15 protein-coding genes are annotated in these 15,936 nt (G+C 68.4%); 5 read left to right on the top strand and 10 right to left on the bottom strand.

Annotated elements, in window-relative coordinates; genetic code table 11:
• Positions 1-52 precede the first annotated feature (52 nt).
• Complete coding sequence (locus tag KHC24_RS05065; protein ID WP_213359955.1) at positions 53-1,162, bottom strand: polyamine ABC transporter substrate-binding protein; 1,110 nt, start codon at positions 1,160-1,162, stop codon at positions 53-55.
• Positions 1,163-1,442: 280 nt separating this feature from the next.
• Positions 1,443-2,873 carry a glutamine synthetase family protein gene (locus tag KHC24_RS05060; RefSeq protein WP_213359954.1) on the bottom strand — a complete coding sequence of 477 codons (1,431 nt, stop codon included), beginning with the start codon at positions 2,871-2,873 and terminating at the stop codon, positions 1,443-1,445.
• A gap of 177 nt (positions 2,874-3,050) precedes the next feature.
• On the opposite strand from KHC24_RS05060, the gene KHC24_RS05055 reads away from it, so the two are divergent.
• Both KHC24_RS05055 and KHC24_RS05050 read left to right on the top strand, forming a co-directional pair.
• The gene (locus tag KHC24_RS05055) at positions 3,051-4,430 is read left to right on the top strand and encodes an aspartate aminotransferase family protein (protein WP_213359953.1); all 1,380 of its coding nucleotides are present in this window, start codon (positions 3,051-3,053) and stop codon (positions 4,428-4,430) included.
• A 49-nt stretch (positions 4,431-4,479) separates the two neighbouring features.
• Positions 4,480-5,859 (top strand): transaminase, encoded by a 1,380-nt coding sequence (locus KHC24_RS05050; protein WP_213359951.1) that lies wholly within the window; start codon positions 4,480-4,482, stop codon positions 5,857-5,859.
• A gap of 125 nt (positions 5,860-5,984) precedes the next feature.
• Here KHC24_RS05050 and KHC24_RS05045 read toward each other — a convergent pair whose 3' ends face one another.
• A complete protein-coding gene (locus KHC24_RS05045) occupies positions 5,985-6,323 on the bottom strand; it encodes a rhodanese-like domain-containing protein (protein ID WP_213359948.1) in 339 nt (112 codons plus the stop codon).
• A gap of 87 nt (positions 6,324-6,410) precedes the next feature.
• Complete coding sequence (locus KHC24_RS05040; protein ID WP_213359945.1) at positions 6,411-7,424, bottom strand: DMT family transporter; 1,014 nt, start codon at positions 7,422-7,424, stop codon at positions 6,411-6,413.
• Between the two features lie 196 nt (positions 7,425-7,620).
• On the opposite strand from KHC24_RS05040, the gene KHC24_RS05035 reads away from it, so the two are divergent.
• Positions 7,621-8,490 (top strand): LysR substrate-binding domain-containing protein, encoded by an 870-nt coding sequence (locus KHC24_RS05035; protein WP_213359943.1) that lies wholly within the window; start codon positions 7,621-7,623, stop codon positions 8,488-8,490.
• Between the two features lie 19 nt (positions 8,491-8,509).
• On the opposite strand, the gene KHC24_RS05030 is transcribed toward KHC24_RS05035, so the two are convergent.
• A complete protein-coding gene (locus tag KHC24_RS05030) occupies positions 8,510-9,283 on the bottom strand; it encodes an SDR family NAD(P)-dependent oxidoreductase (RefSeq protein WP_213359935.1) in 774 nt (257 codons plus the stop codon).
• 263 nt (positions 9,284-9,546) lie between these two features.
• Here KHC24_RS05030 and KHC24_RS05025 point away from each other — a divergent pair, with 263 nt between their 5' ends.
• Both KHC24_RS05025 and KHC24_RS05020 read left to right on the top strand, forming a co-directional pair.
• Entirely contained in the window at positions 9,547-10,137 is a 591-nt protein-coding gene (locus KHC24_RS05025; RefSeq protein WP_213359933.1) for a protease inhibitor Inh/omp19 family protein, read from the top strand.
• A 231-nt stretch (positions 10,138-10,368) separates the two neighbouring features.
• Positions 10,369-10,632, top strand: coding sequence for a transferase (locus KHC24_RS05020; protein ID WP_246546148.1), 264 nt, complete (start codon positions 10,369-10,371; stop codon positions 10,630-10,632).
• A 60-nt stretch (positions 10,633-10,692) separates the two neighbouring features.
• Here the strand turns inward: KHC24_RS05020 and pssA are convergent, their stop codons facing one another.
• The 5 genes from pssA to KHC24_RS04995 form a co-directional block, all read right to left on the bottom strand.
• Positions 10,693-11,577: a CDP-diacylglycerol--serine O-phosphatidyltransferase gene (gene pssA, locus KHC24_RS05015; RefSeq protein WP_213359931.1), complete on the bottom strand. Its 885-nt coding sequence runs from the start codon at positions 11,575-11,577 to the stop codon at positions 10,693-10,695.
• Positions 11,578-11,636: 59 nt separating this feature from the next.
• Entirely contained in the window at positions 11,637-12,335 is a 699-nt protein-coding gene (locus tag KHC24_RS05010; RefSeq protein ID WP_213359930.1) for a phosphatidylserine decarboxylase, read from the bottom strand.
• A gap of 161 nt (positions 12,336-12,496) precedes the next feature.
• Complete coding sequence (locus tag KHC24_RS05005; RefSeq protein ID WP_213359929.1) at positions 12,497-14,416, bottom strand: ABCB family ABC transporter ATP-binding protein/permease; 1,920 nt, start codon at positions 14,414-14,416, stop codon at positions 12,497-12,499.
• Between the two features lie 18 nt (positions 14,417-14,434).
• A complete protein-coding gene (locus KHC24_RS05000; RefSeq protein ID WP_213359926.1) occupies positions 14,435-14,896 on the bottom strand; it encodes an ArsR/SmtB family transcription factor in 462 nt (153 codons plus the stop codon).
• 107 nt (positions 14,897-15,003) lie between these two features.
• On the bottom strand, positions 15,004-15,510 hold the full coding sequence (locus tag KHC24_RS04995) for a peptide deformylase (RefSeq protein ID WP_213361176.1): 507 nt from the start codon (positions 15,508-15,510) through the stop codon (positions 15,004-15,006).
• Between the last annotated feature and the right edge of the window lie 426 nt (positions 15,511-15,936).

Below are 15,936 nucleotides of genomic sequence, written 5' to 3'. Positions count from 1 at the left end.
AAAAGGCCGGGCACAGGCCCGGCCTTTCCGTGTCGTGGGACGAAAGCCCGGCTCAGCGGCCGCGCTTGAAGTCGTTCCAGGTCTTGGTGACGACGCGCTGCACCTTCTGCGGGTAGGTGGTGACGGTGAACAGCTTCGCCTGCGTCTCCTTGTCCGGGTAGATCGCCGGGTTTTCCAGAATGTCCTTGCTCATGAACTTCTGGGCGCTCTCGCTGCCGCTGGCATAGGAGATGTAGTCGGCATTCTTGGCCGCCACTTCCGGCTTCATCATGAAGTTGATGAAGGCCAGCGCCTCTTCCGGATGCGGGGCATCCTTCGGGATGGCGAAGTTGTCGAACCACATCAGCGCGCCTTCCTTGGGGATGACGTACTCGATGTTCACCGGCTTCTTGCCGGTCTTCTCGGCGGCTTCCTCGGCGCGGGTCTTGGCCTGGAAAACGTCGCCCGACCAGCCGGTGGCGAGGCAGATGTCGCCGCCGGCGAGCGCGTTGATGTAGCCCGAACTATCGAACTTCTTGATGAAGGGGCGGATCTTACCGAGCAGCTTGCCGGCTTCCTCGATGTCCTTCGGATCCTTGGAGTTCGGATCCTTGCCGAGATAGCGCAGCGCGGTGGGGATGATCTCCTCCGGCCCGTCCAGCATGTAGACGCCGCAGTCCTTCAGCTTGGAGAGGATCTCCGGCTTGAAGACAATGTCCCACGAGTTCAGCGGGATATCGCCGAGGCGCTGCTTCACCTTGTCGACGTTCATGCCGATGCCGGTGGTGCCCCACATGTAGTTGACCGCGTACTGATTGCCGGGGTCGTAGACCGCCAGGCGCTCGGCGATCATCGGCCACTGGTCCTTGATGTTCGGCAGCTTGGCCTTGTCCAGCGGCAGGAACACGCCGGCCTGGATCTGCCGCTGCAGGAAGGAACCGGTGGGCACGACGACATCGTAGCCGGTCTTGCCGCCGAGGAGCTTGGTCTCCAGCACCTCGTTGCTGTCGAACACGTCGTAGCGGACCTTGATGCCCGTCTCCTTGGTGAACTCCTCCAGCACCGACTCGTCGATGTAGTCGGACCAGTTGTAGACGTTGACGACCTTTTCCTGCGCGCTGGCGGGGCTGATCGCCAGGGCGGCCAGGAAACCTGCCGCGACGGTCGCGAGTAGGCGGGCCATTTTGGTGTTCTCCTTCGGGAAGGTAAGCGTTGAACAAGGCGCTTTGGAACGACGAACCGGGGACGGTTCGTTTGCGATCAGGCCAAGGCTAGTGGCTCGCCTCGACCTGCTCAAGTCGTCATCGTGCCCATAACGTAAGCGTCAGAAAGCGGGCGGTCGATCATCATGATCGGCCGCAGCGCTCCATGCCGCTTCCGGCACCCCCGAGAATGGCACGATTCCGTCTCGATCGAGTGACTCGACCCGATCGGAAACATGGCGCCATACCCGGTCGCGTTGCTCAAAGGTAGGTCTCGTATTCCAGCGGGTTGATGCTGCGCTGGAAGGCCGACAGCTCGGCCTCCTTCATGATCGCGAATACCCGCCGATATTCGGCGCCGTAGGCGCGGGCGACGAAGTCCGACGCGGCGAAGCGGCGGATCGCCTCGCCCATCTCCGGGCTGAGCAACGGCGTCTCGGTGCTGTAGGCATCGCCGACCAACGGCGCCGGCGGCTCCAGCTTGCGCTCGATGCCTTCCAGCATGCCGCCGAGAATGCCGGCGAGCACGAGGTGGGGATGCGCATCGGCGCCGGCGATGCGGTGCTCCAGCCGCCGCGCCTTGGGCGGGCCGTTCGGCACCCGCACCGCTACCGAGCGGTTGTCATAGCCCCACGAAATGCCGGTCGGTGCGTAGCTGCCGGGCACCAGCCGGCGATAGCCGTTGAAGCTCGGCACGTAGAACAGCGCGGTGTCGGCCATGGTGGACAGCAGGCCGGCGGCGGCGTGGCGCAGCAGCGCCTCGCCCTCCTCGCCCTTGCCGAAGGCGTTGGTGCCGGTGCGGTCCATCAGGCTGACATGCACGTGCATGCCCGAGCCGGCGAAATCGAGCAGCGGCTTGGCCATGAAGCTCGCCCGCAGCCCGTGCTTGCGGGCGACGCCATCGATGAGGCGGCGCAGCAGGATGGCATCATCCGCCGCCGCCATGGCATCGGTGCGGTGATAGAGGTTCACCTCATACTGGCCGGGGGCGGCCTCGGAGATCACCGTATCGGCCGGCAGGCCCTGGATGCGGGCCGCCTGGCGCACCTCGTGCAGCAGCGCCGCATAGGCGTCGAGATCCGACATGGCATACATGTTCTGCCGCGCCAGCCCGCGCGCTGGGAACACCGGCTCCGGCGCGCCGTCCGGGCCGGGCTGCTGCTTCATCAGGTAGAATTCGAGCTCGAAGGCGACGCAGGGCGACAACCCCAGCGTCGCCAGCCGCTCGACCTGGCGCGCCAGCTTGTGGCGCGGGTCGAGCTCCCATGGCCGCTCACCGCCGCGCCCGTCCGCCGGGTGAAGCGGCTCGTGCATGGTGATCATCACCTGCGCCGCCGGACGCGGCGACCACGGCACCGGCGTCAGCGTGCCCGGCACCGGCCGGCAAATGCCGTCGCGGTCGCCGGTCTCCATGTGCAGGCCGGTCTCCATGACCTCCCGACCCCAGATGTCCAGCCCGAAGATGGAGAGCGGGATGGCGACGCCGTCGGTCCAGATCTTGCCCCCGGCGGTGCCGGGGATCCATTTGCCGCGCAGCACGCCATGGGTATCGGGCAGCAGCACTTCGACGATGTCGGGCACGCCCTCGCGGGCGACATAGGCGCCGAACTCGTCGGCACCGGGCGAGGCGGCAATCGTCGGGAGGGTTTCAAGATCGGCGACCGCGACCGGCGCGGCTTCAGTGGACGGCATGATGGCTTCCGGGTGATGCCCTGTCTGATTGTGGTCATGCGGCCGGCAGGTTGGTCAAGACGCGCGAGGCGTCGCGCCGTTCCCGCCGGCCGCGATGAAGCCGTTGTGCCATGCCGGCGGGCTTGACGCACGTAAAATGTGATCACATTGTGCAGGCAACTCTGGAGCACGCCGACCATGACCTTGCCGAAGACCACCGCCGAGCTGCGCGCCCTCGACGCCGCGCACCACCTGCACCCCTTCAGCGACACCAAGGCGCTCAACGCCGAGGGCTCGCGCGTCATCGTCAAGGCGGACGGCGTGTGGCTGACCGATTCCGACGGCAACCGCTATCTCGACGGCATGTCCGGCCTGTGGTGCGTCAATGTCGGCTATGGCCGCGAGGAGATCGCCGACGCGGTGTCGAAGCAGCTGCGCGAGCTGCCCTATTACAACACCTTCTTCAAGACCACCCACACGCCAGCCATCGAGCTCGCCGCCAAGCTCGCCGAGCTGACGCCGCCGCAGTTCAACCGGGTGTTCTTCACCGGCTCGGGCTCGGAATCCAACGACACGGTGATCCGCCTCGTTCGGCGCTACTGGGACATCAAGGAGAAGCCGGAGAAGAAGGTCATCATCTCCCGGCGCAACGCCTATCACGGCTCGACGGTCGGCGCGGCCAATCTCGGCGGCATGGCGCCGATGCATGCGCAGAACGTCGCGATCCCCGGCGTCGTCCACATCGCCCAGCCCTATTGGTGGGGCGAGGCGCGCCAGGGCGAGACGCCCGACGAGTTCGGGCTGCGCACCGCGCAGGCGCTGGAAGCCACCATCGACGCGCTCGGCGAGGACCGCATCGCCGCCTTCATCGCCGAGCCGATCCAGGGGGCCGGCGGCGTCATCGTACCACCCGCCACCTACTGGCCGGAGATCGCCCGCATCTGCCGCGAGCGCGACATCCTGTTCGTCTCCGACGAGGTGATCTGCGGCTTCGGCCGCACCGGCAAATGGTTCGGCTGCGAGACCTTCGGCACCCATCCGGACCTGCTGGTGATGGCCAAGGGTATCACCTCCGGCTACATGCCGCTCGGCGGCGTGATGGTGGCCGACCGGGTGGTCGACGTGCTGCTGGAAGGCGGCGACTTCAACCACGGCTACACCTATTCCGGCCATCCGGCCGCCTGCGCCGCCGCGCTCGCCAACCTCGCCATCATGCAGCGCGAGAAGCTGGTGGAGCGGGTGGCCGACGATATCGGCCCCTATCTCAAGGCGCGGTGGAGCACGCTGGCCGAGCACCCGCTGGTCGGCGAGGCGCCGATGCTCGGCATGGTCGGGGCGCTGGAGCTGACCCCGGACAAGGCGGGGCGCCGCAAGTTCCCCGAGGTCGGCAAGGTCGGCACGCTGGCGCGCGACTTCTCGTTCAAGAACGGCCTGGTGATGCGCGCGGTGCGCGACCGGCTGATCATCGCGCCGCCGCTGGTGCTCTCGCATGGCGAGGCCGACGAACTGGTCGCCCGCGCCAGGAAGACGCTCGACGACAGCTGGACAGAGCTGAAGCGCTGGGGCTGGGTGGGCTGATCGGCCCAGCCGTGCTTCAATGCCGACGGACCTCAGGGAGGGTATGCCGATGAACGCGCCTTTCGTTGCTTCCGAGCAGGGCGGCATCGATCCGGCGCGCGTCACCGCCCTGCGCGCCGAAGCCGAGGCGCTCTATCTCGGCACCCGCCCGAAGACGCGAGCGGCGGCCGGCGCGGCGGCGCACCTGTTCGAAGGCGTGCCGATGCACTGGATGAGCGACTGGTCGACGCCGGTGCCGCTGGTGGTGGCGGAGGCGACCGGCGCGCGCCTCGTCGATATCGACGGCAACACCTATGACGATTTCTGCCTCGGCGACACCGCGGCGCTGTTCGGCCACGGGCCGGCGCCGGTGCGCCGGGCGCTGATCGAGCAGGCCGCGCGCGGGCTCGCCACCATGCTGCCGAGCCCGGACGCGGCGATCGTCGGTGACCTGCTGGCGGCGCGGTTCGGCCTCGCCAAGTGGCAGATCGCCACCACCGCCAGCGACGCCAACCGCTTCGCCATCCGCGCCGCCCGCGCGGCGACCGGACGGCCGCGCATCCTCGTTTTCGACGGCGCCTATCACGGCGCGGTGGACGAGACCTTCGTCGAACTCGACCGCGCCGGCCGGCCCGCCAACAAGGCCGGGCTGGTCGGCGAGCCGCGCGACCTCAGCGAACTGACGCGGGTGGCGCCGTTCAACGACCTCGCCGCGGTGGAGGCGGCGCTGGCGGATGGCAGCGTCGCCTGCGTCATCACCGAGCCGGTGATGACCAACTGCGCCATGGTGCTGCCACAAGCGGGCTTCCATGAGGGCCTGCGCGAGCTCACCCGCCGCCACGGCACGCTGCTGCTGATCGACGAGACCCACACGCTCTCCACCGGGCCGGGCGGCTATACGCGCGCTCATTGGCTGGAGCCGGACCTGTTCGTGGTCGGCAAGGCGATTGCCGGCGGCGTGCCGGCGGCGGTGTGGGGGATGAGCGACGAGGTGGTGGCACGGTTGAACGCGGCGCGGGCCAGCGTGCCGCCGGGCCATTCCGGCATCGGCACCACGCTGTCGGGCAGCCCGCTGCAGCTCGCCGCCCTGCGCGCGACGCTGGAGGAGGTCGCGACGCAAGCCGCCTACGCCCGGATGAACGCCACCGCCGACGCCATGCAGGCGGGGCTCGACGCCGTGATCGCCAAGGCGGCCCTGCCCTGGCATGTCGCCCGCTGCGGCGCCCGGGTCGAGGTGGTGCGGGCACCGCGTCCGCTGCGCAACGGCGCCGAGGCGAAGGCGGCACATTTCGGCGCGCTGGAGGCGACGATCCATCTCGCCATGCTGGTGCGCGGCACGCTGATCTCGCCTTTCCATGACATGATGCTGGCCAGCCCGCCGACGACGATGGATCAGGTCGAGCGCATGGGCCGGGCGATGGACGAAGTGCTGGGGCGGCTGGCCGGGTAGGCGGCAGCCCGCCAGGACATGGCTGCTTCCGGCGCGACTTGGCAGAGAAAGCGCCACAATATCAGCGTCTTGAAACGCTTTCCTGAAGTGAAATCGGAGGAATCGCGGCGCGCTCCTCGCGCAACTCAGCCCTGCTCGGTGGGGAAGCCGGCTTCCTTCCAGGCGAGGATGCCGCCCGCCATATGGCGGTGCAGGTCATGGCCGGCCGCCTGCGCGGCGGCAGCGGCTTTTTGCGAGCGCTGGCCGGAGCGGCAGGAAAATACCAGCGTCTTGTCGCCGGGATCGGGCAGCGCCGCGGCGTCGAAGGTGGAGAGCGGGAACTCGACGGCGCCGGGAATGCGCTCGGCGGCAAGCTCGTTCGGCTCGCGCACATCGACGAGAAGGATGGTGCCGTTCTCGAGACCGGCCTTCACCTCGTCGACCGACAAATGTTCGATCACGCCACCGAACGGATTGGGCTGCATCGTGCGCTCTCCTTGGAACCGCCTTGGACCTAATGCCGCCGGGGCGGCGATGCAAGGCCTGCGTCCCGACAACAGCGGCGCTTAGCGTCAGGCGCTGCGCGGACGCGCCGCCACCACGCCGGCCACCAGCAGCCCGCCGCCGACCAGCACCAGCATCGGCGGGAATTCGCGGAACAGCAGCGCCGCCAGCGCGGTGCCGACCAGAATCTGCAGCAGCATCACCATGGAGATCACCCCCGCCGGCAGCCGGCCGAGCGCGAAGGTGGTGAGCCCCTGCCCGCCGGCATGCACGATGGCACCCAGCGCCGCCACCGCGAGCAGCCCGTCCATGCCCGCCGGCATGATGCGCTCGCCGGCCGCCAGCGCCCAGGCGAGGCACATCACCATGCCGACCGCGCTGGAGAGCAGCGCCGTCATGCCGCCGCCAAGCGCCGGCCGGCCGGGGCTCGCACAGCGCAGGACACGCACGAACAGCATGTAGAAGGCATAGGCGAGCGCGCCACCGACACAGAGCAGGTCGCCGATGAAGCTGCCCGGCCGGCCGCTGCCGCCAAGGCTCGATCCGACGATGAGCGCGGCGCCCGCCATGGCGAAGCCGAGCGCCACCAGGAGGCCGCGCGTCGGCCGCTCGCCGAGGCACATCCAGCCGAGCGCGAAGACGAAGATGACGTAGAGATTGCCGATCAGCACGCCATTGGCGGTGCTGGTGCGGGCAAGGCCGGCATGGAACAGGATGAGGTCGGCGCCAAAGGCGAGGCCGGCCGCCGCCACCAGCAGAAACTGCCGCCAGGTGAGGCGCGGCGCGGTCTGCGCCCGTATCCTTGCATGCAGCTTGGCTTCGCGCCGCTCGGCCAGCGCCCACAGCGCGGTTGGCCCCAGCGAGAAGAACAAGCGCCAGAAGCCGATCGCCGCCGGCCCGACATCGGACAGGCGCACCAGGATCGGCGAGAAACCGATGATCGCCGCCGCCAGCAGCACCGCCCCGAACGCCTGCCGGCGCAGTCGCGCCTCGTCCGCCTCGACGAGAACGGGGGACAGCAACGCGGTATCGTCCACACCTGTCGGCGACAGGGCGGCGGAGACGGGAGGGGGCGGAGACATGAGCCGGGCTCGGAAGGTTTCAGGTGGAAAGCGGATCGGCCGGTGCCCCGCCTGCGAGCAATCTGCTCGGCATATGGGCATCCGTTGATCTGATTTTGCCCTAGCACGATGCATCAGGATCGTGAAAACGAATTTAATTTGTGAATGGATGAGCAAATTTGATAGTATCGCCAGACCTGAACGGTCGGATCTCACCATGCGTCATCTCGATACCGAATCGCTCGGCATGCTCATCGCTGTGGTCGACAATGGCGGCTTCACGGCGGCGGCGGAGCGGGTCGGGCGCACCCAGTCGGCGGTCTCGGCCCGCATCGCGCAGCTGGAAGAAAATCTCGGCGTGCGGCTGCTGGAACGCTCGCGCCGCGGCATCGCCCTGACCGAGACCGGCGAGCGGCTGGTGGCGCATGCGCGCCGCATGCTGGCTTTCGAGAGCGAGGCGCTCGCCGACCTCAAGGGCGGCACGCCGGAGGGCAGCGTGCGGCTGGGCATGCCGGATGATTATGTCGATGCCTATTTCACCCCGGTGATCTCCCGCTTCGCCGCCGCCTATCCGCGGGTGGAGATCTCCATTCGCTGCGACCTCTCGAAGACGCTGGAGCCGGAGGTGGAGCGCGGGCAGATCGACGTCGCCCTTTTCACCCGCGACCTCAGCCGGCCGACCGGCGAATTGCTGAAGCGCGAGAAGCTGCTCTGGCTGGCCGCCCGCGGCCACCGCCCGGAGCGGCAGGACCCGCTGCCGCTGGCGCTGTTTCCCACCGGCTGCCGCGCCCGCCCGCATATCGCCGCCGCGCTCGACGATGCCGGGCTGCGCTGGCGGGTCGCCTGCACCTCGTCGTCGCAGGGCGGCATCTATTCGGCGGTGGAGACCGGGCTGTGCCTCACCGCCATGGCCGAGTGCGCGGCGCCGCCGGAATGGCGGCGGCTCGGCGCCAGCGAAGGCCTGCCGCCGCTGCCGGACCTCGAGATCGGCATGCTGCTGTCGCCGAACGCCTCGACGGCGGCGCGCCGGCTCGCCGACACGCTGCGCACCGCGCTGGCGGCGCCGAGCGCGGTGGCGGCGGCGTGAGGCGAGGCCGCGCCTGAACTCAGCGCGCGACCTTGAAGCCGGCGAAGCTCTGCGCCACCGGGAATACCTGCAGGCTGTTGATGTTCACGTGCCGCGGCACCGTGCAGCAGAAGAAGATCTGCTCGGCGATGTCTTCGCCGGTCAGCGCCTCGACGCCGTTATAGACGGAATCGGACTTGCCGGCATCGCCGTGGAAGCGGACCAGCGAGAACTCGGTCTCCACCATGCCCGGCTCGATATTGGTGACGCGCACCGGGGTGCCGAGCAGATCGGCCTGCAGGTTCAGCGCGAACTGCTTCACGAAGGCCTTGGTGCCGCCATAGGCATTGCCGCCCGGATAGGCGTAGTCGCCGGCCACCGAGCCGGTGAACACCACATGGCCGGCACCGCGCTCCACCATGCCCGGCAGCACCGCGCGGACGGTATAGAGCAGGCCCTTGATGTTGGTGTCGACCATGTCCTCCCAGTCCTTCAGGCTGGCCTTGTGGGCGGGATCGAGGCCGAGGGCGAGGCCGGCATTGGCGAAGACGATGTTGATGCCGGCAAAGGCTGGCGGCAGGCCGGCAATGGCGGCGACGAACGCCTCATTGTCGCGCACGTCCACTTCCAGCGGCAGAAGATTGGGACCGAGTTCGTCGCGCAGGGCGATGAGGCGGTCGGCGCGCCGGCCGGTGGCGATCACCTTGGCGCCGGCGAGGACGAAGCGCCGCGCGGTGGCCGCACCGATGCCGGAGGTGGCGCCGGTGATCAGAACAACGAGGGTCGAAGGATCGAGCATCTGGTAGCCGGACATGGGCGCCTCCTCTTGCTGCACCGCACATAGCGCGGTGCCGGCGCCGCGTCCACCGCCCGGCGGCCTGACGCGCCCGCCGCGTTAAGCCTCCGTTCTTCATTCCGGCCAAGTCCCTTCTCCGGCTACGGGTTGCCGCAGCGGGGCCACGCTGACGCCACGATCCTCGGCGACAAGAAAATACTTGCACGAGCGGACACATGGCCGAAAAAGGGTAATGTGTTCCGGAGCATGGCCGGCGCGGGCGTACCAGGAGTCTGAAGTCCATGAAGTTCACCGCCGTCGCCGCCGTCTCAGCCACCGCGATCCTGCTTGCAGGGTGCAGCACCGCGCTGGACGGATTCGGCGAGCACAAGACCGCGGCGGTCGACGCCAACACGATCACTCCCGCCCCGACCGGGGCCGTGGAGAGCGCGCCGGTTCCCTCGCCAGTCCCGACCGGCGCCAGTGCCGCCACCGCCGGCGATGCGGTGACCCCGCGCGACACCACCAGCGCCGCGACATCGGTGCCGCTCACCCAGCCCGCCGCCGCCGCTCCCGGCGGCGTCGCCTATGCCGAGCCCGGAGCGACGCGCACCCAGCTTGCCGGCAACTGGAGCTTCAGCTGGGACAACGGCGCCAAGAGCTGCAAGCTGACGCTCTCCACCGAGCGCGGCATGTCCGGCTTCGCCGCCAATGCCGATGTCGGCTGCCCGAACGATATCTTCATGACCAAGGGCTGGGACGTCTGGGGCAGCGAGATCGTGCTGCAAAATCATCTCGGCAAGGTCACCGCTCGCCTGCAGCCCGCCGGCAACGGCCATTATGACGGCGTCGCCACCGGCGACGGCGCCAAGGTGTCGCTCAGCCGCACCTGATGGCCGGCACGGCTTCGCTCTTTCGGGCGTTTGTGAAACAAATACGACAGTATTCGAAATAAATCCCCTGCCATTCACGTCAGTCTTCGTGCACTGTCGAGGTGTTCGCACGAACACGTCGTATGTTCACGAAGCTGGGAACCAGCAATTAGTTCGTGCGTTATCGGCGACGCTGGCTCATGGTGTGCATGAGAAAAGCTGATTGATTCGCGGTTCCGATCGGAGGCGGTCATGCTGGGGAATGAGGGAACGGTGCCGACAGGTGCAACACGGGACGACGAGCCCGCGCGGGCGATGTCGGTCGAGGAGCGGGTGGCGGCTCTCGCCTTTCCGCGTCGAATGCCCGAAACCCATTCCGTCACCGCGCTGATGCGCAGCCATCTCGACATTGCGCGCCCGCGCAGCGATGCCGAGGCGCTGCGGATCCTGCGCCAGGCATTTCCGGCGGCGCCGCTCGCCGTCCGCGTCGCCGCCATGGCCGACCGCGCACGCTGACCGCTCTTTCCTGCCAGCTATCCGCCAGCCGGGCGTCCCGAGAAGATCGGGGCGCCGTTTTCAGTTCAGCTGGTCCGGCCGTCCCTCGGCCGGCTCGCCGACGTGCGCCGGCGGAAAACCGGCGGCCTTGGCGGCCTTGAGCCGGGCCTCGTGCTCGCGGGACAGGCGGGCAAAGCGCAGCGCCGAGAACGGCAGCGCCGCCAGATAGGCGACCGACAGCACCGACAGCACCGTCCACGGCCAGGTGACCAGCACCGCCACGAACAGCACGATGCAGACGAAGAGCGGCAGCACCGCATCGCGCGGAATGCGGCTGCCGAGCTTCTTGCCGGAATAGGCCGGCAGCTTCGACACCATCAGCAGCGCAATGGCGAGCGTGTAGAACGCCGCCACCGCCGGCGAGGCGACGAGGCGCGGCAGGCCTATCAGCTCGACATAAACCGGCAGCAGCACGCAGATCGCCCCGAGCGGCGCCGGCACGCCGGTGAAGAAATCGGCGGCGAAGGCCGGGCGGTTGGGATCCTCCAGCATCACGTTGAAGCGGGCGAGCCGCAGCGCCGCGCAGATGGCGAAGGCGAGCGCGGCGATCCAGCCGACAGAGCCCAGCGTCTCCAGCCCCCACATATACAGCACCAGCCCCGGCGCCACGCCGAAGCAGACGAAGTCGGACAGGCTGTCGAGCTCGGCGCCGAAGCGCGAAGTGCCCTTCAGCATGCGGGCAAGCCGGCCGTCCATGCCGTCGAGCACGGCGGCAAGCACGATGGCGCCCAGCGCCAGCTCCATGCGGCCCTCGATCGCCATGCGGATGCCGGTGAGGCCGGCGCACAGCGCCAGCAGCGTCACCAGGTTCGGAATGAGGATGCGCGCCGGCACCGCCTGGAAACGCCGGCGCGGCGGCTCGGGGGAATCGGAATCGGGCTCGAAGGGCACGAAGAAGTTCGACATCGCTCCGTCTCGCTCACATCATCTCGCAGGCGCCGGAACGGCCCTGGCTTGTCTTGCGCTCAATCCACCCGGAAGGTCAGGCCGCCGGCGAGGGCCGCGGCATCGGCCAGCACGGTCTCGCCGGCCACGGCACGCTGCCCCTCGGCGACCAGCGGCGCGATGCCGGCCGGCAGATAGACGTCCACCCGCGACCCGAAGCGGATCAGCCCGAAGCGCTGGCCGGGCGCCAGCAGGTCGCCTTCCTGCTTGAAGCCGACGATGCGCCGCGCCACCAGACCGGCGATCTGCACCACGCCGATGCGACCGAGCGCGGTATCGAGCACCAGGCCGCTGCGCTCATTGTCCTCGCTCGCCTTGTCGAGATCGGCGGAAAGGAACTTGCCGGGCTTGTAGGCAATGCGCTCGATGCGGCCGGCCACGGGCGACCGGTTCACATGCACGTCGAACACGTTCATGAAAATGCAGATGCGCGACATGGGTTCCACCCCGAGGCCGAGCTCCGGCGGCGGCACCGCCGGCCCGACCAGGCAGACCCGCCCGTCGGCAGGGGAGACCACGAGGCCCTCGCGCAGCGGGGTGACCCGCTCGGGATCGCGGAAGAAATAGCAGATCCACACGGTGATCAGCACCGCGATCCAGCCAAGCGGCGGCAGCAGCCACAGCAGCAGCAGCGAGACGGCGATCCCGATCAGGATGAAGGGATAGCCCTCGCGGTGGATCGGCACGAGGCCGCCGCGGATGGAATCGATGACCGACATGACGTCTCCCGCACAAAGCTGAGGCACAGGTAGTGCCGCGCGGGGGGCGCGTCAAATGGCGGCCGGCAACCGGCGCGCCGATCCGCCCGACGCGGAAGGAGCAATGACGGGGATGGCGACGGCCGGCAAAGCTGCCCACCCCGTGAAAACCTACCCCGGCGTCAGGCAGCGGCGTCGGCGTCGGCCGGGCTGTCGAGGTCGTCCTCGCCACGCGAGAGCGTCGCCTTGGCCTCGTCGACCTCGCGCTGGCGCTGCCACATCGAATGGTACAGGCCGCGCCGGGTCATCAGTTCGGCATGGGTGCCGCGCTCGGCGATGCGGCCCTGCTCCAGCACGATGATCTCGTCGGCAGACACCACGGTGGAAAGCCGATGCGCCACCACCAGCGTGGTGCGCCCGCGCGAGACGCGCTCCAGCGCGTCCTGGATCTCGCGCTCGGTGTGGCTGTCCAGCGCCGAGGTCGCCTCGTCGAGCAGCAGGATCGCCGGATCCTTGAGGATGGTGCGGGCGATGGCGACGCGCTGCTTCTCGCCGCCGGAGAGCTTCAGCCCGCGCTCGCCGACCTCGGTGGTGTAGCCCTTCGGCGTGCGCTTCACGAAGCCGTCGATCTGCGCGAGCTCGGCGGCGCGCTCGACCTCGGCGTCGGAGGCGCCGGGGCGGCCATAGCGGATGTTGTAGGCCAGCGTGTCGTTGAACAGCACCGTGTCCTGCGGCACCATGCCGATGGCGGCGCGCAGGCTCTCCTGCCGCACGTTGCGGATGTCCTGCCCGTCAATGGTGATGCGCCCGGACGCGACGTCATAAAAGCGGTACAGCAGCCGCGAGATGGTCGACTTGCCGGCACCGGACGGGCCGACAATGGCCACGGTCTGGCCCGCCGGCACCTCGAAGGAGATGCCCTTGAGGATCTCGCGCTCGGGGTCGTAGGAGAAGCGCACATCCTCGAAGCGGATGGCGGCGCCCTTGAGCTGCAGCGGCTTGGCCACCGGGCTGTCCTGCACTTCCGGGTTGCGGGCGAGGATGGCGAACATCGCCTCGATGTCGATCAGCGACTGCTTGATCTCGCGATAGATCATGCCGAGGAAGTTCAGCGGCTGGTACAGCTGGATCATCATGGCATTGACCATGACGAAGGAGCCGACCGACTGGTGGCCGGCGCGGATATCGAACACGCACAGCACCATCACCGCGGTCAGCCCGAGGGTGAAGATCACCGCCTGCCCGGCATTCAGCCAGGCCAGCGAGGTGTGGGTGTGGATGGAGGCGCGCTCATAGCGGGCCATCGAGTGATCGTAACGCTCGGCTTCCCACTTCTCGGCGCCGAAATACTTCACCGTCTCGTAGTTGAGCAGGCTGTCCACCGCCTTGGCGTTGGCGTCGGTGTCGCTCTCGTTCATCGAGCGGCGGATGCCCATCCGCCATTCGGTCATCAGGAAGGTGAAGAAGGTGTAGGCGCCGATCATCGCCACCGCGGCGGCGGCGTAGCGCCAGTCGAACTGCCAGAACAGGATCACCACCACCATCGCGAATTCGAGGATGGTCGGCGCCAGATGCAGCACCAGCATGCGCACGATGGTCTCGATGCCTTCGCGCGAACGCTCGAGCACACGGGTCAATCCGCCGGTCTTGCGCTCCAGATGGAAGCGCAGCGACAGCGCATGCATGTGCTCGAAGGTTTCCAGCGCCAGCCGCCGCACCGCGTGCATCGCCACCTTGGCGAACAGGCCGTCGCGCCACTGGGTGAGCCCGGCCATGGCGATGCGCGACAGGCCGTAGCCGAGCGTCAGCGCCACCGGGGCGGCGATGATCAGGCTGATGGCATCGGTACCGATACGGGCGCCCTCGCCTTCCGCCACCGCATCCGTCGCCCATTTGAACAGGAACGGCGTCGCCATGGTGGTGATCTTGGCGGCGACCAGCAGCAGCAGCCCCCACAGCACGCGGGCGCGCAGATCGAGCCGATCGGCCGGCCACAGATAGGGCGTGAGCCCCCTAAGCGCGACCAGCAAGCTGCCGCGCGGCGGGGCGTCAGACTTGTTCGAGCGGCGCGACGGCGCGGTGCCGGCCTCAGGTGCGGACATGGGAGGCTTTCCGGATGATCAGGTGCCGGCCGGCATTTCGCCGGCGGACGCTGTGGAAATAGGGTGTTCGGACGCAGATTCCAAGCATCCGGCGGTGGGCGACCCGGCCGTGCGGGGCATGGGAGGGTTGCAGCTTTCGAGGGTGTCCGCAGCGTCAACTGCCATCGGCACGGCGGCCGCAGCCGCCACTTGCGCCAGCAGCGTGGAGAACTCGGCGGCAAAGGCAGTGAGATTGCCGCGGTCGAGACCATAGCAAGAGCGCGGCCCTTCGACCGTGCCGGCGATGAACCCGGCCTGCTTCAGCACCTTGAGATGCTGGGAGACGGTGGACTGCGCCAGCGGCAGCCCCCGCACGATCTCGCCGCACAGGCAGGTGTCGCGCTCCGCCAGCGCGCGCAAGATCGCCAGCCGCGCCGGATGGCCGAGCGCGCGCAGGCGCGCCGCCAGAAGTTCGTCAGGGCTGGGAACATTCTTCGTCATCGTTCATCGTCGATAGACGATGATTGCGGCGTTGGGAAGACACTCGGGGAAGACACTCGGAAAGACGCTTGAGGGACACGCTCGGAGAGGGCCGCGAGCGCCGGCCGTCACCTTGGCACCGCGCGCCCGAGCTTTTCATAGCGCTTGACCACCCGCTCGCGCTTCAGCCGCGACAGCCGCTGCAGCCAGAAGATGCCGTCGAGCTGATCGATCTCATGCTGATGGCAGACGGCGCGCAGGCCCTGGGCCTCCTCTTCGTGGACGGTGCCGTCGAGATCCTGAAAGCGCAGCCGCAGCTTCGCCGGGCGCTCGATCTCTTCGGTGGCGCCGGGCATCGAGACGCTGCCCTCGGCGTGACGCTGGGTTTCCTCGGAGACCCAAACAACTTCCGGATTGATGTAGAGGCTGGGCTCCGGGTCATCCGGCAACTCCAGCACCACCACCCGCAGCGGCACGCCGACATGGCCGGCCGTGATGCCGATGCCCGGCGCCGCCCGCAACGTGTCGACCAGATCGAGCGCAAGCCGCCGCAACTCGTCGTCGAACGCCGTCACCGGAACGGCGACCGCGCTCAGGCGACGATCGGGAAACATTACCAGAGGTCGAGCCGTCATCACGCCACCTGAAATTCGCTGCTTTGCGCACCATGCCATCGATGCCGTGATTCCGCACCGGCCCACCCCGCCCAACCGGGACATCGCATTAAGCAACGCAATATTGATGTGCGCGATTACCAAATTGATCTTCAGATCAAGCGTATAGGCGGCACCGCGGCGGCCTCCTCGCCTCAGCCTGCCTCCTCGCCCTGATCGCCGGCACGGGACATCCCGCGCGCGCCGGATGCCGGCTACGAGATCGACAGCGAGAGCATCTTCGGCTTCACCGAGGGTTCGGACACCAATGACCGGGGCGAGCAGCAACTGCCGATCTCGGCGGTCGGCCGGTTCAACCAGGCGGCCGAGGACAGCGATGAATCATCTGCCTCGGCAGCGAACTGCGCTATCTGGCCGGCTCCTCGGCCGATTGGGGCGGCAATCTCG

Origin of the sequence: Ancylobacter defluvii, from assembly GCF_018390605.1 — a bacterium.
Taxonomy (GTDB): domain Bacteria; phylum Pseudomonadota; class Alphaproteobacteria; order Rhizobiales; family Xanthobacteraceae; genus Ancylobacter; species Ancylobacter defluvii.
The sequence above is the reverse complement of the archived record's forward strand: the minus strand, read 5'-3'. Positions and strand labels throughout refer to the sequence as shown.